20 protein-coding genes are annotated in these 18,215 nt (G+C 58.0%); 11 read left to right on the forward strand and 9 right to left on the reverse strand.

Annotation, left to right across the window (positions count from 1 at the left end; translation table 11 throughout):
* The first annotated feature begins 60 nt into the window (after window positions 1–60).
* Window positions 61–1,362 carry a tyrosine--tRNA ligase gene (gene tyrS / locus RB2501_RS04965; RefSeq protein WP_015753661.1) on the forward strand — a complete coding sequence of 434 codons (1,302 nt, stop codon included), beginning with the start codon at window positions 61–63 and terminating at the stop codon, window positions 1,360–1,362.
* Window positions 1,363–1,429: 67 nt separating this feature from the next.
* Here the strand turns inward: tyrS and RB2501_RS04970 are convergent, their stop codons facing one another.
* The 3 genes from RB2501_RS04970 to RB2501_RS04980 all read right to left on the reverse strand — a co-directional run bounded on the left by RB2501_RS04970 (window position 1,430) and on the right by RB2501_RS04980 (window position 3,313).
* On the reverse strand, window positions 1,430–2,416 hold the full coding sequence (locus RB2501_RS04970) for a long-chain-fatty-acid--protein ligase (protein WP_015753662.1): 987 nt from the start codon (window positions 2,414–2,416) through the stop codon (window positions 1,430–1,432).
* A gap of 85 nt (window positions 2,417–2,501) precedes the next feature.
* Complete coding sequence (locus RB2501_RS04975; RefSeq protein WP_015753663.1) at window positions 2,502–2,816, reverse strand: T9SS type A sorting domain-containing protein; 315 nt, start codon at window positions 2,814–2,816, stop codon at window positions 2,502–2,504.
* Between the two features lie 188 nt (window positions 2,817–3,004).
* Window positions 3,005–3,313 (reverse strand): T9SS type A sorting domain-containing protein, encoded by a 309-nt coding sequence (locus tag RB2501_RS04980; protein WP_015753664.1) that lies wholly within the window; start codon window positions 3,311–3,313, stop codon window positions 3,005–3,007.
* A gap of 234 nt (window positions 3,314–3,547) precedes the next feature.
* Between RB2501_RS04980 and RB2501_RS04985 the strand changes: the two genes are divergently transcribed.
* The 10 genes from RB2501_RS04985 to RB2501_RS05030 all read left to right on the forward strand — a co-directional run bounded on the left by RB2501_RS04985 (window position 3,548) and on the right by RB2501_RS05030 (window position 12,275).
* On the forward strand, window positions 3,548–4,234 hold the full coding sequence (locus tag RB2501_RS04985; protein ID WP_015753665.1) for a response regulator transcription factor: 687 nt from the start codon (window positions 3,548–3,550) through the stop codon (window positions 4,232–4,234).
* The gene (locus tag RB2501_RS04990) at window positions 4,234–5,301 is read left to right on the forward strand and encodes a sensor histidine kinase (protein WP_015753666.1); all 1,068 of its coding nucleotides are present in this window, start codon (window positions 4,234–4,236) and stop codon (window positions 5,299–5,301) included. Before RB2501_RS04985 ends, RB2501_RS04990 begins: the two co-directional genes overlap by 1 nt.
* 53 nt (window positions 5,302–5,354) lie before the next feature.
* Entirely contained in the window at window positions 5,355–6,032 is a 678-nt protein-coding gene (gene trmB / locus RB2501_RS04995; protein ID WP_015753667.1) for a tRNA (guanosine(46)-N7)-methyltransferase TrmB, read from the forward strand.
* Window positions 6,029–6,658, forward strand: a complete 630-nt coding sequence (locus RB2501_RS05000) for a LysE family translocator (protein ID WP_041326999.1) — start codon at window positions 6,029–6,031, stop codon at window positions 6,656–6,658. The genes trmB and RB2501_RS05000 overlap by 4 nt, the downstream gene beginning before the upstream one ends.
* Window positions 6,659–6,662: 4 nt before the next feature.
* Complete coding sequence (locus RB2501_RS05005; RefSeq protein WP_015753669.1) at window positions 6,663–6,995, forward strand: MGMT family protein; 333 nt, start codon at window positions 6,663–6,665, stop codon at window positions 6,993–6,995.
* Window positions 6,996–7,134: 139 nt separating this feature from the next.
* Window positions 7,135–8,283 carry an Mrp/NBP35 family ATP-binding protein gene (locus tag RB2501_RS05010; RefSeq protein ID WP_015753670.1) on the forward strand — a complete coding sequence of 383 codons (1,149 nt, stop codon included), beginning with the start codon at window positions 7,135–7,137 and terminating at the stop codon, window positions 8,281–8,283.
* A 2-nt stretch (window positions 8,284–8,285) separates the two neighbouring features.
* Window positions 8,286–8,525, forward strand: coding sequence for a NifU family protein (locus RB2501_RS05015; protein ID WP_015753671.1), 240 nt, complete (start codon window positions 8,286–8,288; stop codon window positions 8,523–8,525).
* Window positions 8,522–9,583: an NAD(P)/FAD-dependent oxidoreductase gene (locus RB2501_RS05020; RefSeq protein WP_015753672.1), complete on the forward strand. Its 1,062-nt coding sequence runs from the start codon at window positions 8,522–8,524 to the stop codon at window positions 9,581–9,583. The genes RB2501_RS05015 and RB2501_RS05020 overlap by 4 nt, the downstream gene beginning before the upstream one ends.
* A 15-nt stretch (window positions 9,584–9,598) precedes the next feature.
* On the forward strand, window positions 9,599–9,928 hold the full coding sequence (locus RB2501_RS05025) for a 2Fe-2S iron-sulfur cluster-binding family protein (protein WP_015753673.1): 330 nt from the start codon (window positions 9,599–9,601) through the stop codon (window positions 9,926–9,928).
* A 109-nt stretch (window positions 9,929–10,037) separates the two neighbouring features.
* On the forward strand, window positions 10,038–12,275 hold the full coding sequence (locus tag RB2501_RS05030; RefSeq protein ID WP_041327000.1) for a penicillin acylase family protein: 2,238 nt from the start codon (window positions 10,038–10,040) through the stop codon (window positions 12,273–12,275).
* A 2-nt stretch (window positions 12,276–12,277) separates the two neighbouring features.
* On the opposite strand, the gene RB2501_RS05035 is transcribed toward RB2501_RS05030, so the two are convergent.
* The 6 genes from RB2501_RS05035 to RB2501_RS05060 form a co-directional block, all read right to left on the reverse strand.
* Window positions 12,278–12,922, reverse strand: a complete 645-nt coding sequence (locus RB2501_RS05035; RefSeq protein WP_015753675.1) for a hypothetical protein — start codon at window positions 12,920–12,922, stop codon at window positions 12,278–12,280.
* An 87-nt stretch (window positions 12,923–13,009) separates the two neighbouring features.
* Window positions 13,010–14,071: a dipeptidase gene (locus RB2501_RS05040; protein ID WP_015753676.1), complete on the reverse strand. Its 1,062-nt coding sequence runs from the start codon at window positions 14,069–14,071 to the stop codon at window positions 13,010–13,012.
* 2 nt (window positions 14,072–14,073) lie between these two features.
* Window positions 14,074–15,207: a D-TA family PLP-dependent enzyme gene (locus RB2501_RS05045; RefSeq protein ID WP_015753677.1), complete on the reverse strand. Its 1,134-nt coding sequence runs from the start codon at window positions 15,205–15,207 to the stop codon at window positions 14,074–14,076.
* A gap of 22 nt (window positions 15,208–15,229) precedes the next feature.
* The gene (locus RB2501_RS05050) at window positions 15,230–15,694 is read right to left on the reverse strand and encodes a RidA family protein (RefSeq protein WP_015753678.1); all 465 of its coding nucleotides are present in this window, start codon (window positions 15,692–15,694) and stop codon (window positions 15,230–15,232) included.
* A 29-nt stretch (window positions 15,695–15,723) separates the two neighbouring features.
* Window positions 15,724–17,040, reverse strand: a complete 1,317-nt coding sequence (locus RB2501_RS05055) for a gluconate:H+ symporter (RefSeq protein ID WP_015753679.1) — start codon at window positions 17,038–17,040, stop codon at window positions 15,724–15,726.
* Window positions 17,041–17,087: 47 nt separating this feature from the next.
* Complete coding sequence (locus RB2501_RS05060; protein WP_015753680.1) at window positions 17,088–18,200, reverse strand: endonuclease/exonuclease/phosphatase family protein; 1,113 nt, start codon at window positions 18,198–18,200, stop codon at window positions 17,088–17,090.
* Window positions 18,201–18,215 lie beyond the last annotated feature (15 nt).

Genomic DNA, 18,215 nt, shown 5'->3' on the forward strand with positions numbered 1-18,215 from the left:
CCTTTGATTCACAACGGGAGCGCCCTGTTTTAACTATATTTGCTCCGAAAATTCAGGTACATGGCGACTAACTTTGTAAAGGAATTGGAATGGCGCGGGATGCTCCACGACGTCATGCCGGGTACGGAAGAACATTTGCTCTCCGGCATGCAGGCGGCCTATGTGGGAATCGACCCGACGGCGGACTCGCTCCATATCGGGCACCTGGTAGGGGTGATGATGCTCCGGCATTTCCAGATGGCCGGGCACAAGCCCATTGGCCTGGTAGGGGGAGCTACCGGGATGATCGGGGACCCCTCGGGGAAATCCGCCGAACGAAACCTGCTGGACGAAACGACCCTTAGGATGAACCAGGAAGCCATCAAGATGCAGCTTTCCCGGTTCCTGGACTTTGAAAGCGATGCCGAAAACGCCGCGGTCCTGGTGAACAACTACGACTGGATGAAGGATATCACGTTCCTGGATTTTATCCGGGACGTTGGCAAGCACATCACGGTAAACTACATGATGGCCAAGGACTCCGTCAAGAAACGCGTCTCGGACGAATCCGGCGAGGGCATGTCTTTTACGGAATTTACCTACCAACTCGTCCAGGGGTACGATTTTCTGCACCTGTACCGGAAATACAATTGCACGCTCCAGATGGGGGGCAGCGACCAGTGGGGGAATATTACCACAGGGACCGAGCTGATCCGCCGGATCGACGGGGGGAAGGGGTATGCCCTGACCTGTCCGTTGATCACCAAGGCGGACGGCACGAAATTCGGGAAGACCGAATCCGGGAACGTCTGGCTGGACGCCCATAAGACAAGCCCGTATAAATTCTACCAGTACTGGTTGAACACCTCGGATGAGGATGCCGAGAAATACATCAAGATTTTCACCTTCCTCAGCCGGGAGGAGATCGAAGGGCTGGTGGCGGAACACCGGGAGGCCCCGCATAAAAGGGAGCTGCAACGACGCCTGGCCGAGGAACTCACTACCATGGTCCATTCCCGGCAAGACCTGGAGAACGCCGTGACGGCCAGTTCCATCCTCTTCGGGAAATCGACTGCTGAGTCGCTCCGATCCCTGGGGGAGGAAACATTTATGGAGGTGTTTGAGGGCGTACCGCAATGCCACCTGCCAATCGGCGATATCGAATCGGGACTCGACATGGTGGCGGCCCTGTCGGCCCGCACCGGGTTCCTCAAATCGAACGGGGAGGCGCTGCGGGAACTCAAACAAAATGCCATCTCCGTCAATAAGGCCAAGGTAGACGACTCTTACACGATTACCGAAAAAGACCTGATCAGCGGGAAATTTGTTTTACTTCAGCGGGGCAAGAAGAATTATTTTGTACTCGTAGCCGATACGGACTGAGCCAAAGCAGCATCCCGGGCGCCCCCACCTGCCGCGAAATTGGCAGGATTTGCTTCTTTTTCCCTGCTTACCGGCCGATGGCGAGCAGGTTACAACCCCGGATATCCGAATGGTCGAACCGGCCGAGCACTTCAAAACCCTGGTCATCGGGGAGATGCCTGCCCAGATCCTGGGTGGCGATGAACGAACAGGAATGCCAGTTGGCGAGGTCGATGACATTGATCCCCCCGGTTCTCCCGGGGGTTACCGGGCTCAGCGGATCTTCCGTATCCCGGATTCGCACCTGCATCCAGGGCGGACACTGGAAGATGCCCCGGCCGGAAGAATAGGCCTGGGACAGCAATTCGGTCATCCCGTATTCCGAATGGACCCGCTCAAGCCCCAGGCCCCTGCACAGGCGCCCGTGCAATTCCTGCCGGATCAATTCCTTTCGCCGGCCCTTCATACCCCCGGTCTCCATGACCGTGGTTCCGGAGAGCTCCATCGGATGGGATTCGGCCAGGTCGAGCAGGGCAAAGGAAACCCCGATCAGCAGCACCCGGTCGTGCGCCCGGTCTGCCTCCCGAATCCGGGCGGCAATCCCGTCTGCGTCCCCATTGAGGAAACCGCTGCCTTCCCGGGCACCGGCCCGGATCAAACCCTCTACCATGTATATCAGGGACGAACCGGGACGTTCCTGATACGAGGGCAACAGGGCGAGGATACACCAATCGGAGACAGGGCCGAAAAAATATTCAAATCCCCGGGTATAGGAGGATGCGTAGAGCGACAAATCGGGCACAAAATGCCGGCTGAGCCCGCTGTCGGTGGTGCCGCTGCTTTGGAAAACGACAGTTTCGGTTGCCCCGCGGCGCAGGACTTTATGGCTTTTGAAAAATTCGATCGGGAGGAAGGGGATGTCTTCTGCCTGCGTCACTTCCCCGGGCGTCCGGCCGAGATGGCGGCAGAATTCCCCGTATACCGGCACGGTGCGGAACTGTGCGCGGAACACTTCCAGGGCGGCCTGCTCAAACGCCTCTCTGGAGGATATCTCAAAGAAATCATATGCTTCCATGGGTTGCCGGCTTGCGGCAAAAATAATACAATTGCCGCTGCGGCATGCGGGGATGACGGGATTCCGGTACCCGGGAAGGGATACGCTAGCGTACCACCAGTTTTTTGGTGGCGTACCGGCCTTTTTGCTCAACCCGGACCATATACACCCCCGGAACCAACAGGTCGATGGCCAGTGCATCTCCGCTGAGCCGCCTTTCCAGTACTACTTTTCCAAAGAGGTCGTAAACGCGGACGGTTTTAGGTGCCGCGGAGTCCGATTCGATATACACCACATTGGCGGTAGCCGGGTTGGGGTGCAGCCGGATGCGCGCCTCCCCCGATCCCGCGACCGCATCGGTCTGTTGGGCGGCGAGGCCGAATGTTCCCATGAAGAACAGCAGTAGGTAGATTTGCTTCATCAGGATGGTATTGATTTGGGATCAACAGTTTAAATATAAGGGCTCAGGGGCCTATCGGGGATAATTTGTTGTGAAGGGGGCATTTTTGTAGGTAAAGAAAAGGGGCCATGCCGTTCGTCGATAAAAACAGCAATTTTAACGACTGGCTTTCAGGGGGTAAGCTACCGGTGGAGGGAGGGGAATCCGTCTTATTTAACGATCAGTTTGCGGGTGGCGACTTTGTCGCGCTCATATACCTGGATGAGGTATACCCCTGCATCGAGGCCGGTGAGGTTCAGTTCCGAGCCCAGGATGGTCGTCTTCAGGACCGGGGTGCCCAGGACATTGTAGATATGCACGGTCTTGGGAGCATTCGAAGCGGTTACGATCTGTACTTTACCCTGTGTAACGGGGTTCGGGTACAGTTTGAAGCCCTCAATATCCCCCCGGTTATTCACCTCCTGGGAGAATCCGGCAGTAACAAAAAGCAGTAAAATAAAGGTGTAAAAGTGCTTCATACTCAGAGGCTCGCAAACCACATGCCACAAAGATAGCAGTTTTGCCCTGCGATTGCCCTGCAGCTTCCCTAAAGATCGAAATTTTTCGACGAAATGCGCTATCCCTGTACACTTTAACACGAAAGGCCGGCGGTATGTTATCGAATTGTTAGCTGTATTAAATTGGCGTTAAGCTACCTTTAAACTAGCGCTTTTGTTATATTTTTGGAACTCGTTCAACCAAACCGCGGCACCATGAAAAATCAGGATATCAAAATTCTACTCGTCGACGACGAACCCGATATTCTGGAAATCCTCAGCTACAACCTCACTTCCGAGGGCTATCAGGTGTATACGGCCAGGAACGGGGCAGAAGGCGTCGAAAAGGCGCGGAAAAAGAATCCCCACCTGATCATACTCGATGTGATGATGCCCGAAATGGACGGCATCGAGGCCTGCGAGATCATCCGCAAGACCAAAGGCCTGCAGGACAGTATCATCGCTTTCCTCACGGCCCGGAATGAAGATTATTCCCAGGTTGCCGGATTCGATGCCGGGGCGGACGACTACATCACCAAGCCCATCAAGCCCAAGGTGTTTATCAGCAAGGTCAAGGCGCTGCTGCGCCGGCTCAAAAATCAGGAAGGCTCCGGGGAGGACATCCTCAAGGTGGGCAAACTGGTCATCAACCGGGAAGAGTACAAGGTGGTCAATAAGGGAGAGGAACTCACATTGCCCCGGAAGGAATTTGAATTGCTGGCGCTGCTGGCCTCCAAGCCGGACAAGGTATTTAAGCGGGAGGTAATCCTGGACAAGGTCTGGGGCCAGGAAGTGGTCGTGGGCGGGCGAACCATCGACGTGCACATCCGGAAGCTCCGCGAGAAAATCGGGGAATCGCATTTCAAGACCGTCAAAGGCGTGGGGTATAAGTTCGTCGAATAATGGCCACCAAGCTCCGCAGGTCCTATCGTTTTTCCCTTCGTTCCGCCTTCTATATTACGTTGTTTCTGATACTGTCAGCCGGGATCCTCCTCTACCTGACGGATTTGATCGACGCCTATTGGATGGCGTTACCCGTGCTGGCTGTCCTGGTCTTTAGCATTGCGTTCCTGGTGGTCCAGATCCGGGCCGAACGCTTTATCTACCGTCGCATCGAGCAGATCTACGAGGACGTATCCCTTTTGGAATCCACCTCCCTGACCTCCGGGCCCATCACCACGGACCTGCGCACCCTGAACGAAGAGATTGAAAATTTTGCCCGTGCCAAGAAAATTGAGATCGACACGTTGCGGATCCGGGAAGAATACCGGAAGGAATTCCTGGGCAATGTGTCCCACGAGCTGAAAACCCCCCTCTTCACCGTGCAGGGCTACATCCATACGCTGCTGGACGGCGCCCTGGACGACAAAAAGGTTAGGCGCAAGTATTTGAACCGGGCGGCCAAGGGGGTTGAGCGGCTTATCTATATCATCAAGGACCTGGACCTGATTACCAAGCTGGAGGTTGGCGACCTGCACCTGGAATGGGAGACCTTTGACATTGTCGAGCTGATACAGAGCGTGTTCGACCTGCTCGAAATGAAGGCGGCCAGAAAGGAGATCAGCCTCGTTTTCGACATGGAATACACCACCCCCATCTACGTCCGGGCAGACAAGGAGAAAATCCAGCAGGTACTCACCAACCTGGTGGTCAATTCCATCAAATACGGGTATCCCAAGGGAACCACGGAGGTAAGCGTGGAGAACCTGATCAAGAACAAGGTCATTATCCGCGTCACCGACAACGGGGAGGGGATTGCCGAGCAGCACCTGACCCGCCTTTTCGAGCGCTTCTACCGGGTAGACAAAAGCGGCAGCCGGAAAGAGGGGGGCAGCGGCCTGGGCCTGGCCATTGTAAAACACATTATAGAAGCCCACAACGAAAAAATCTACGTGGAGAGCGACGTGGACGTGGGGTCCGAATTCTCCTTTACCCTTGAAAAGGCCAAGGGCAGCCCGGGCCCGGATTGAGGCAGTGTTCTGGCCCCGTTTTCGTAGCTTTGCGCTACCAAACGACCAATTGAGTGGGCAGTAAGAATAAACTGAAGCGCTTCCGCGACAACGAACGATTCACCAACGTCATCCAACCCGAACGGGAAAACCTGCTGAAAGGGGATTTTGAATACCGGGGCCGCTGGTCCGCGTTTTTCGGCAACGAAAACCCAATTGTGCTGGAACTCGGCTGCGGCAAAGGGGAGTATACCCTGGAATTGGCCCGCCGCAACCCGGGAACCAATTACCTGGGGGTGGACATCAAGGGAGCCAGGATCTGGCGGGGGGCCAAAACCGCCCTGGAAGAACCCCTGCCCAACGCGGGCTTCCTCCGGACGCATATCGAACTGATCGACCGGGTATTTGCCCCCGGGGAAGTGGCTGAAATCTGGATTACGTTTCCGGACCCGCAGATCAAATTCAAACGGACGAAGCACCGGATGACCAACCCGGATTTCCTGCGTCGCTACCGGGATGTGTTGGAGCCGGGCGGCCGGGTGCACCTGAAGACAGACAGCGAGTTCATGCACGGGTATACCCTGGGCTTGCTGCAGGGGCTGGGGATCCCGGTTCTTTATGCCAACCACGATATTTACAAAAACTCCGGCGCACCGGCCGAAGCGACCGGGATCCAGACTTTTTACGAAAAACAGTATCTTGAAAGGGGAAAAGCCATCACCTATCTCGCTTTCAGCCTGGATGCCTTATGACACACATGCTGACCTTGTTTTTTGCCACATTCTCGGCGGCCTTCATGGCTACCGTGCCCCCCGGGTTGCTCAACCTGAACGCCGCAAAGATCAGTGTGGAAAAAGGCAAGTCCAACGGAATCATCTTCAGCCTGGGGGTGTCCACCATGGTGGTGATCCAGGCGTATATCGCCGTGCTCATTTCCAAGTTCCTGTACCGGAACCCCGAGGTCATCGTCTGGCTGCAAAAGGCCGCCCTGGTGGTCTTTGCTTTTTTTGCCATCTACTTTTTCGTCAAGGCGCGAAAGGAAAAAGACCTCCCCCGTCAAATGGTGGAGGTGCGCCGGCGGAACAGTTACCTGAAGGGCATGGTCCTGGCCTCCCTGAATTTTCTCACCATCCCCTATTACAGCGCCCTGAACGCCATGTGGAACGCTTCCGGCTGGATCGACTTCAAATTCTGGGACATCGCGGTTTTTATCCTGTCGGCGGGATGCGGGACGTTTTCGGTCCTCTACCTCTATACCGTGTATTTTACCAAACTGGACTCGCGCACCAATGCATTTTCGAAGAACTCCAACTATGTGCTGGCCGTATTGATGGTAGTTCTGCTGGTCATCACCCTGATCCGCGTCTTTTACACCTGAACCCATGAGCGACCGCGACCCCCATTTTTTTCAGCGCGTTTACGAAGTAGTCCGCCAGGTGCCCTACGGGCGGGTGACTTCCTACGGGGCCATTGCCCGTTATCTCGGAACCGCCCGCAGCGCCCGGGTCGTCGGCTGGGCCATGAACCAGTCGCACGGGATGGAAGACGTGCCTGCCCACCGGGTGGTCAACCGCAACGGGTTGCTTACGGGGAAACACCATTTCGGGGGGACCCGCCTTATGCAGCAGCTCCTGGAAAACGAGGGCGTCCGCGTAGTGGAGAACCAGGTGGTGGATTTCCGGCGCCACTACTGGGACCCGGGAGAAGAACTGTAGGCCCGGGGGAAGAACTGGAGGCCCCGGGGAAGAACTGTAGGCCCGGGCTTTTTCATTGCCTTATTTATAAGGGGTTTGCCTTTTTCGGTTTGGATTCCAAGCCGTATCTTTGTTGTTTAGAATGAATTTGAATAAATCTATGGCTGTTTCACTCGACAAACAAGAAATCCGAAAAGCACTGGAAGGCATCACCGTCCCCGGGGAAGGCGAGAATATGGTGGCAAGCGGGGCCGTCCGGAATATCCAGGTGTTCGGGGATGAAGTGGTCGTGGATATCACGATAAAAAACCCGAGCCTCCAGGCCAGGAAAAAGACAGAAGTGAGTATTCTGCAAACCATCCACCGGGAGGTCTACGAGAAGGCGAAGATCAAAGTAAACGTAACCGTGGATGCCCCGGCCAAAAAGCCGGCCGGCAATACGATTCGGGGCAAAGCGATTCCCGGGATCGACAATATCATCGCCGTGGCCAGCGGCAAAGGGGGCGTGGGAAAATCCACCGTAACGGCCAACCTGGCGGTAACCCTGGCCCAGATGGGGTTCCGGGTAGGCCTGCTGGATGCAGATATCTACGGCCCTTCCATCCCGATTATGTTCGACGTGGCGGGCGAGAAGCCCCTGGCCGTTGAGGTAGCCGGGAAGTCCCGGATGCGCCCGGTTGAGAATTACGGCGTCAAGGTGCTTTCCATCGGCTTCTTTACCGAACCCGACCAGGCGGTGATCTGGCGGGGCCCCATGGCCGCCAAGGCGCTGAACCAAATGATATTCGACGCCCATTGGGGCGAACTGGACTTCCTCCTGGTAGACCTGCCGCCAGGAACGGGGGATATCCACCTGAGCATCATGCAATCCCTCCCGATTACAGGCGCGGTGGTAGTGAGTACCCCCCAGCAGATCGCACTGGCCGATGCCCGCAAGGGGGTGGCCATGTTCCGGCAGGAAGCCATCCGGGTCCCCGTACTGGGACTGGTGGAAAATATGGCGTATTTTACACCGGCAGAACTTCCGGATAACCAGTATTATATATTTGGCCGCCACGGTGCCCGCAACCTGGCCGAAGACCTGGATATCCCATTCCTGGGGGAAATCCCGCTGGTACAGGGTATCCGGGAAGCCTCGGATGTCGGCCGGCCGGCAGCCTTGCAGGAGGGGACCCCTACGCGGGAAGCCTTCGAGGAACTCACCCGGCGTACCGTTCGGGAACTCGTCGCTCGCAACGAGTCCCTGCCCCCTACCCGGGCGATTGAGATTACAACCATGGCCGGCTGCGAAGCCGTTAAAAAGAGCTAAACATGACTTCAGAAGAATTAACCTCAAAGATCGAAGCCGCCCTGGAGGAGATCCGTCCGTTTCTCCAGAGCGACGGGGGCGATATTTCACTGGTCGGCATAGAAGACGGCACCCGGGTAAAGGTGCGACTCGAAGGGGCCTGTGTAGGGTGTACCGTGAACCAGATGACTTTAAAGAGCGGTGTGGAAATGACCATTAAAAAACACGCCCCTCAAATCGAACAAGTCATCAATATCTCATGATCCAAACGGATATCCTCATTATCGGTGCTGGCCCCACCGGGCTATTTGCGGTATTCGAGGCCGGCCTGCTGCAGCTTAAATGCCATATTATCGATGCCCTGCCGCAACCCGGGGGGCAGCTGGCCGAAATCTACCCAAAGAAACCCATATACGATATCCCGGGCTTCCCGGAGGTGCTCGCAGGTGACCTCGTCGACAACCTGATGGAACAAATCGAACCGTTCCAACCGGGTTTTACCCTGGGGGAGCGGGCCGAAACCATCGAAAAACAGGAAGACGGCAGCTTTATTGTGACCACCAGTGAGGGGACCCGGCACCAGGCGCCCGTAGTGGCCATCGCCGGGGGCCTCGGCAGTTTTGAACCGCGGAAACCCCTGTTGAAAAACCTGGATGAATACGAAGGCAAGGGCCTCACCTACATGATCCGGGACCCGGAAATTTACCGGGGAAAGCAGGTGGTCATCGCCGGGGGCGGCGATTCGGCCCTGGACTGGAGCATCTTCCTGGCGGATATTGCGAGCAGCGTGACCCTGGTGCACCGGCGGAATGAATTCCGGGGCGCCCTGGATTCCGTGGAAAAGGTGCGGGAACTGAAAAATAAGGGCAGGATCCGGTTAATCACGCCTGCCGAAGTGGTACGCCTGGAAGGCTCCGGGAAGTTGGAGGCCGTCGTGGTGCGACGCTCTGCCGAACCGGCTGGAGACACGCGGATTGAGACGGATGCCTTTATCCCGTTGTTCGGCCTTTCTCCCAAATTGGGACCCATTGCCAACTGGGGCCTGGAGATCGAGAAAAATGCCATCCGGGTGGATAATACGCTGGACTATCAGACAAATATCCCCGGCATCTATGCCATCGGGGATGTGAATACCTACCCGGGCAAACTCAAACTCATACTCTGCGGCTTCCACGAAGCCACCCTGATGTGCCAGAGCGCCTACCAGCGGATCCACCCCGATAAACGATATGTCATGAAGTACACGACCGTCGGGGGTGTCCAGGGCTTTGACGGCAGTAAGAAGGAGGCACCGAAAGCCGTGATACGATCCATAGACTAACCCCTACCCAATAGCATGAGCGACATTAACGTAACGATTACCGACCGGGACGGACAGATCCACGAGGTGACCGCCCCAACGGACATGAACATGAATCTCATGGAACTGGTCCGGGCCTATGAACTGGCGCCGGAAGGGACCATCGGGGTCTGCGGGGGCATGGCCATGTGCGCCTCCTGCCAGTGCTATGTAAAAAGCGACCACCCCCTGCCGCCGAAATCCGACGAGGAGGAAGCGATGCTCTCCGAAGCTTTCTATGTGGAGGAAAACAGCCGGCTGGGTTGTCAAATCCATCTCAATGAAGGCCTGGACGGCCTGGAAGTAGAGCTGGCCCCCGAGAGTTGACCCCCAGGCGGGCTGCAGCCGGCCATTCGGAAGTTGGTGCCGGGAACGGCTCCCCCGGGGCACCGGGTCCCTGACGAATTTCCGTATCTTCCGTCAAAATTTTACCGACATGAGAACAGCATGCATCGGGTTGCTGACCCTGTTGCTGGCATCCTGTAGCCAGGAACCCGCCAACCCCGAAGTGGCCGCCTGGGAAGAACAGGCGTCACGCATTACCATCCACCGGGATGATTTCGGCGTCCCGCACGTTTACGGAAAAACGGATGCGGACGCCGTCTTCGGAATGCTATACGCCCAATGCGAGGACGACTTCAACCGGGTGGAACGGAATTATATCTGGGCCATTGGAAGGCTCGCCGAGATAGAAGGGGAGGAAGCGCTCTACAGCGACCTGCGGGCCAGGATGTTTATGACCCGGGAAGAAGCGATTGCTGCCTACGAAAACAGTCCGCCCTGGTTACGCGACCTTTGTGACGCCTTCGCGGACGGGGTGAATTACTACCTGCATACGCACCCGGAGGTAACCCCGAAACTCCTCACCCGCTTTGAGCCCTGGATGCCCATGTATTTCAGCGAGGGCTCTATTGGGGGCGATATCGAACGGGTGCGGACCGACCGGATTCGGGCCTGGTACGAAGAAGGGGCGGAATTTCCGGAGGCCGCTTTCCTGGAATCCGGGGAGCAGGAAGCCGCGGGGCAGGAGGTCCGGGAGCGGGAACCCGAATCGGAACCGCAGGGGTCTAACGGGATTGCCCTTTCCGGGGAACTCACCGATTCGGGCCACGCGATGTTGCTGATCAATCCGCACACGTCCTTTTACTTCCGCGGCGAGGTACACATGGTTAGCGAAGAAGGCTTGAACGCTTACGGAGCAGTTACCTGGGGGCAGTTTTTCATCTACCAGGGATTTAACGAAAAGACGGGGTGGATGCATACCTCCACCTATACGGATGTACTCGACGAATTCCGGGAAGTCGTCACCCGGGTGGGGGACAGCCTGTATTACCAGTACGGGGAGGAACTGCGCCCGGTGGAACAGCGGGAGGTGGCCCTTGCCTATCGTTCCGGGGACAGCCTTGCCCGGAGGACCTTCCTGGTTTACCGGACGCATCACGGCCCGCTGACGCACGTTGCCGAAGGCCGGCCCGTGGCCACGGCCATGATGTGGGATCCCGTGAATGCCCTGCAACAGTCCTTCATCCGAACAAAACAGGACGGGTATCAAGGGTTTCGCAAGATGATGGACATCCGGACAAACTCGTCGAACAATACGGTGTATGCGGACGCAGACGGCAACATCGCTTATTTCCACGGGAATTTTATCCCAAGGCGCGACCCCCGGTTCAACTACCGGGAACCCGTGGACGGCAGCGATCCGGCTACGGACTGGCAGGGGTTGCATACGGTGGATGAGAACATCCTGATCCGCAATCCCGCCAATGGCTGGATCCAGAATTGTAATTCCACGCCCTTTACAGCGGCCCTGGAGTACAGCCCGAAACGGGAAGACTATCCGGGCTATATGTCCCGGGACGAGGAAAATTACCGGGGCATTCACGCCATCCAATTATTGAGGGGGCGGAAGGGGTATACGCTGGACAGCCTGATATCCCTGGCCTACGACCCGTACCTGCCCGCCTTTGAAGACCTCATCCCCGGGTTGGTGGCCGCTTATGAGGAACACGCCTCCGATTACCCGGATCTCGCGGGTCCCATCGGGACCTTACGGCAATGGGATTACCGGACTTCTGAAGCGTCTGTGGCTATGACCCTGGGGCATTTCTACGGGGATTTGTACAGCTGGAAGGCCCGGCGCCCGGCGCACATTTCGGAGGGTGACTGGCAGGATATGAGCGGGATGGAATTCGTGAAGTACCTCGGGGCGGACTCCCCGCCTGCGGAACGCCTGGAAGTTTTTCGGGAGGTGATCGAAAAGCTGGAGGGGGATTTTGGCACCTGGGAACTCCCCTGGGGAACGGTCAACCGGTACCAGCGCATTAACGGGGACGTCCGGCAGCCTTTCAACGACAGCCTGCCGAGTATCCCCATCGGGTTTGCCTCCGGGCGGTGGGGCGCCCTGGCCGCTTACGGGGCCCGGTACCACAACGATACCAAAAAAATCTACGGTACCCGCGGGAACAGTTTTGTCGCGGTGGTGGAATTCGGGGAGAAAGTCCGGGCAAAATCCATATTGGCCGGCGGACAGAGCGGCGATCCGGCCTCCCCGCATTTCGACGACCAGGCCGGGATGTACCGGCGGGCGGAATTCAAGGAAGTTCCCTATTATCCGGAGGATGTGATTGAGCGGGCTGCGGAGACGTATCATCCCGGGCAACGGGGCGATTAGGCTTATTCGTCTTTTACGAGGATCAGGCTTGCCTTGGAGCCCGTAGACAACAGCCACTTGTTGGAATAGATCAGCTGGCCCTTGTCGTCGTATACGTCTACCTGTGCGGTGTTCGGGCCGGTAGACCCCTGGTTGAGCGCCTCGAAGTCGATCCGGTTAAAGCCCTTATCCAGCTCCAGGTTGATCCCCTTGAATGTCCCGGTTAGCAGGATATTCGGCTCGGCCACCTCCCCGTCCACCAGGATGCGGACGCGGTCGCCGTCTACGAATTCGTGGTCCCGGCAAACGATGCCGACGAATTTTGACGAGGTTTTCACATCCCCCAGGTACATGTCGCCGAAGTGTTTCCCGGAGCTGCCTTTTTCAGCTTCCCCGATTTTGGGTTTCAGTACCAGGTCGTGGCCGGCTTGCTTCAGGTCCCTGTCGGGCAGCATCCGGACCGGGTTCTTCCGATCGGAGAGGCCCAGGTCGATTTCCGGTTTTTTATCGAGGAGGTTCGGGGCCGGGAGGCCTTCGGGGCTCGCATTGACGTCCTTGTCCGGTTCGGCCGAAATATCCAGCCGCCGGGTTTGCGGGACATCCGTCTGGGCCAGGGCCCCGGTGGCGAAACATACCGCGAGTACGAAGAAGATCAAGAGGCTCCGCATAGCTATAACTGCATAACGTAAAAGTAGCAAATACCTTGCCGGACCGGTATAAATTGCTGTTAAATTCGACAGGCGACCAGCCGGGGCTTACTTCCAGGCCTCTTTGAGGAAGCGGATGGCATTGCCGTGGAAGATGTTCGCCACATCGTCCCGGGTAAACCCTCGTTCCGTGAGCATGGGGACCAGTTGTTGCAGCCCCGCAATCGTATCCAGGTCTGCAGGCCCCTGTTCCTTTCCGAAACCCCCGTCCAGGTCCGTGCCCAGGGCGGCGTGTCGGGTATTTCCCGCCAGGTTGCACAGGTATTCCAGGTGATCTGCAACATGCCGGAGGCCCACATCGGTGTTCTGGGGGTTCGATTGGCCCTTCACCCAACCGGGCACGAGCATCCAGGCATCCAGGGCCGTGCCGATAACAGCCCCCCGTTCGAGCAGGGCGCGAAACTGGTCGTCCGCAAACTGGCGCTGGTCCGGGACGAGTTTCCTGGAATTCGAATGGCTCGCCCAAACGGGCCCCTGAAACATCTCAAGGGCCTCCCAGAACCCGTCATCGCTCAGGTGGGTAACGTCCAGGATCATCCCGAGGCGATCCATCTCTGCCAGTAACTCCCGCCCGGCAGGCCCGAGCCCCCCTTCAGCGTGCGTTCCCCGGGCATAGGTGCCGGGGCCGTAATGGGCCGGCCCCACAATCCGGAGTCCCATGTCGTAGGATCGTTGCAGGAGCCGGGGCTCCACGATGGAGTCGGCACCTTCCAGGCTGAGTACGTACCCGATGGGCCCGCCGGAATCCTCTTGCCAGAGGCGTACGTGTTCGTCCAGGAGCTGCGCCGAGGTGATACATCGCAAGTGGCCCTGCCGCTCCATTTCGCGGTACCAGGCGAGTTGCCCCTGGGTCTGGGCCCAGGCCTGGGCCGGGGAATGCCACCCCGGCAGCGGGTTTCCCGGTTTTACATGGCGCGCAATCAGCGTAGCCACGCAAAGGCCCACAGATCCGCGAATCATTTCCGGGAAGCAGACGGTTCCTTTCCCGCGATCCGGTTTATCGTCCCAACCGGCTTCGCGCCGGCGGATTTCCGAAATGGGCCGCGTCAGGTCCCGGTTCCATTCCATGGCATTCATCGCCAGGTCCAGGTGGATATCGAATAGCAGCATGGTTATATTTTAATTTTGTAGTCCCGGGCAGCAACTTTCCAGGCCTTCCGCACCTGCCGGTCTTCCACCACCAGCAGTTCCGGGTATTTGGCTACAGTCGGGCAGATGTGCATCGGAAACCCGTAAAGGACCTGTCCGATCTCCGGCACAGCGCCTTCCCCGCAATCCAGGACCAGGTGTTCCTCGCTCTGGCCCACCTGTCGGCATCCGGGCAGTTCGGGCAATGCGACACGGGGAAAGTCCATTTCCGGGGCGATGGCTTTGTGGCCCAGATCCAGGCAGGCTATACCCGGCCGGGGGTGGCTCACCACCCGGGTGAGCAATACGGCCGCTATCTCAAAGGGCATGTCCGGAAAGAGGCTTTGGTAACGGGCGTCCCAGAGCAATGTAGTGCCCGGGCTGAGTTCCACGCCTTCCCGGGAGGCGTGCATTGGGAAGCTCGGCGAGCCTCCCGCAATGATTGCCGGCACGTCCAACCCTTCGGAAACCAACTGGTCCCGCAGTTTGGCGACCCCTTCAAATGCCTTGTCCGCGGCCGCCTGTCGCTCGCTGGTATCGGTCTGGCGGTTGTGGCCGTCGTAGGCGTGCAACCCGCAGGCTTCCAGGTGGGGGTGGGCGGCGATTTTTCGGTACAGGGCCGCAGCCGCCGCTCCCGGAACAATCCCCGTGCGGTCCATTCCCGTATTCAGGTCCAGGTAAAGGCGGATTTGCGCATTGTGGGAGGTGGCCAGTTCCCCCAATGCTTTCAGGGTTTCCTCGTGGTCCACGAGGGCTGCAAACCGCACCCCGGGGTAGGCCGCCTGCAAGCGTAATAATCGTTCCTGGTCCGGGCCGACGGGTTGATAAGCCAGCAGGATATCCCCGGCCCCGAGGCTGCCGAGCAATTCCGCTTCGGCAATGGTTGCGCATTTAAACCGGTCGATACCCCGCCCCCTTTGCATTTGGATGATTTCGGCCGTCTTGTGCGTTTTAATATGGGGCCTGAGGCGGTCGGGGCTCCCCGCGATTCGGATCATCGCGTCGATGTTCCTGCGGATACGCTCGGGATACACCAACAGGGCCGGGGAGGGGACTTCCCGGGCGTTTTGGATTTCGTACCAGGCGGGAGCTGCTGAGCCTGCGGAGTTTGCTGCCATATCTGCGGAGTTTGCTGCCAAATCAGCGGAGTTTAAACACAGCTTCCACTTCCACCGGGATGTTTCCCGGGAGCATCATCCCCACGGCGCTTCGGACCCCCACGCCTTTGTCCGGCCCGAAGACCTCCTGCATCAGTTCGCTGAACCCGTTGATTACCAGGGGGTGGTCCGGGAATTCGGGCGTGGCATTGACCATCCCGAGGGTCTTCACCAACCGGTCGATGCGGTCTACCGACCCAAAATGGGTCCGGATGGTGGAGAGCATGGTCAGGCCCACCTGCCGGGCGGCGGCCTTAGCCTGGCTGAGGTCCAGGTCGTCTCCCGCCCGGCCGCGCATCAGCGAGCCGTCTTTCTGCATGGGCCCCTGCCCGGATACGTAGAGGAAGCCGTCCAGTTCAAGGACGGGCTTATACAACCCGGCCGGGGGCGGGGCGGGGGGGAGTTCATTTTCAAGGGACTTGAGGACTTCTGCAGGGTTAGGATTCATCGAGGTAGTATTTTTGATTGTTTGGATGACTATAAAATGGCATTCAGCACCAGCACGCCAAGAAGGCCCATGATACCGACGGTGGTTTCCATCACCGTCCAGGTGCGCAGCGTGTCGTTGACGGACAGGTTGAAATATTCCTTAAACAGCCAGAAACCGCTGTCGTTGACATGGGAAAGCATCAGGCTCCCCGAGCCGATGGCGAGGACCATCAGTTCCGGGGAAACACCGCTCCCCTGAAGCAGCGGCATGGCGATCCCCGCAGCTGTGAGCCCGGCTACCGTTGCCGAACCCACGCATACACGGATGACCGTGGCGATCCCCCAGGCGAGGATCAGCGGGGAAATGGTGGTGTCCTTGAGCATCTCCGCGATGTAATCGCTTACCCCGCTGTCCACGAGGACTTCTTTCAGCGCCCCGGCCCCGGCGATGACCAGGGTCACCATCGTAATGCCCGTGACGCCTTCGGCCGCAGTCCCCATCACCTCCTTCATGCTTTTGCCCCGGGCGAGCCCCAGGGTGTAAATCGCAACGAGGACGGCCAGCAACATGGCGATTACCGGGTTCCCGGCAAACTGCAGGATTTTCAATAGCACATGCCCTTCCGGGAGCACGTATTCCGCCAGGGTGGCAACCGCGATCAGGAGGACCGGCAGGAGGGCCGTGAAGATACTCACCCCCATCCCGGGCATCTGGTCCTCCTCCAGGATCTCCGGGTTGACGAATTCCTTCATCGGGGAGGCCGGGATATTCTTAAACGTACGGGAAAGCAGCGGGCCGGCCACGACGATTGCGGGGATGGCGACGATTATACCGTACAGGAGCGTCTTCCCGAAATCGGCCCCGAACATCCCGACAATGGCGGTGGGGGCGGGGTGGGGTGGCAGGTAGCCGTGGGTAACCGAAAGGGACGCCAGCATGGGAATCCCCACGTAGAGCAGGGGCAGGCGCGTGGATGCCGCCACGGTAAACACCAGGGGGACCAGGATCACGAAGCCCACCGAATAAAACATGGGGATTCCCACGATAAAACCGGTCAGGACCACGGCCCACTGGATATACCTGCGGCCGAATTTTGCAATCAGGGCCGAGGTGATTCGCTGGGCGGCACCGCTGTCTGCCACCAGCTTGCCGAGCATGGCGCCAAACCCGAGTATCAGGATCAGAAAACCCAGGGTGTTGCCAATTCCGTTCTGGATGGCGGTGATGACACCGTCCACGGACATACCCTGTCCGAATCCGACGAGCAGGCAGACGATGATAAATGCAATAAAGGCGTTGAGTTTGAGGCGGGCCACCAGCAGGAATAGCAGGAGAATGCCGCCGAATACAATGAGTAAGGGCATGTAGGAGGTTACTGGTTGTTTAGCATCGCTAAAGATAGCATTTTCCGCTAACCGTCCCCATCGGGTTTGCCCCCTCTGTCATCACTGCCATTCCCGGAATCCTGGCGGATTTCCTGGCCGATGATATCGGAGGCAGTCTGCAGGTCTTCTTCGCTGGCCGGTTCCGGGGACTGATCCCCGGCTCCCTCCGGAAAGTAGTCCAGGTGTATATATACCGGGAAATGGTCCGAGCCAATGTCCGGCATCACCTCCAAATCCCTCAGGCGGAATTCCCTGTGGGCAAAAATGTGGTCCAGGGGCCACCTAAGGATCCAATTTTGTGCGTGGTAGGTATTGAAAAATCCCCGGCCTTTCCTGGGGTCCAGGAGCCGGCCCACCCGCTGGAACAGGCCGGTGCTCTCCGACCAGGCCACGTCATTGAAATCTCCCAGCACGATTGCCGGGTAATCACTTTGACGGGTCAGGCGGGCCGTTCGCATCAGTTCGGCATCCCGGTCCGTGGACATGGGGTTGTGCTGGGGCATGGGGGGTGTGGGGTGGATGCAGTGTAGCTGCAGCGTATCCCCGGAAGGGAGTTTGATACGGGTGTGGATGGACGGGATACTGTCGTCTACCATAAAACGCACCTCCGGCTCGATCAAGGGAAATTTTGAATAAAGCAGCATCCCATATGTATTCTCCAGGGGGATTTCCTCCTTATAGGAAAATCGCTTGCCCGTTACGGGTGCCAGGGCGTCCCGCCAGCGGGCGTTTGCCTCGGTCAGCAATAGCAGGTCCGGGTTGTACGCCTTGATTTGCGCGGCCAGCAGGCTGTCTGTTTTGTTCGATTGGAGGACGTTTGCAGTGACCATGCGGATACCCGGGGCGGATTTTGTTTGGGCCGCGAGTATCTCCATATCCGCCAGGGGCGTAAACGGGTAAATTCGCGACACCTGAAATGTAAGGCACCCTGCAAGGATGGCTATAAACGCGTAATCCCTGGGCTCCCGCAACTCGAATTTCCAGAAAAAAGCGAGTATGGCCAGCAGGGTCAGGGCAGTGAGTTGGAGGTGCGGGAAATCGAACATGCGGATCCACCAGTAGTCTGCCGCGATGAGCGGCAGGAGCGAGAGGAGTACCGCGAGGCATCCGAATAATTGCAGTCCTTTTTTAAGGTCCATGGGCGGCCGTCAATG

Origin of the sequence: Robiginitalea biformata HTCC2501 (genome assembly GCF_000024125.1) — a bacterium.
GTDB lineage: Bacteria > Bacteroidota > Bacteroidia > Flavobacteriales > Flavobacteriaceae > Robiginitalea > Robiginitalea biformata.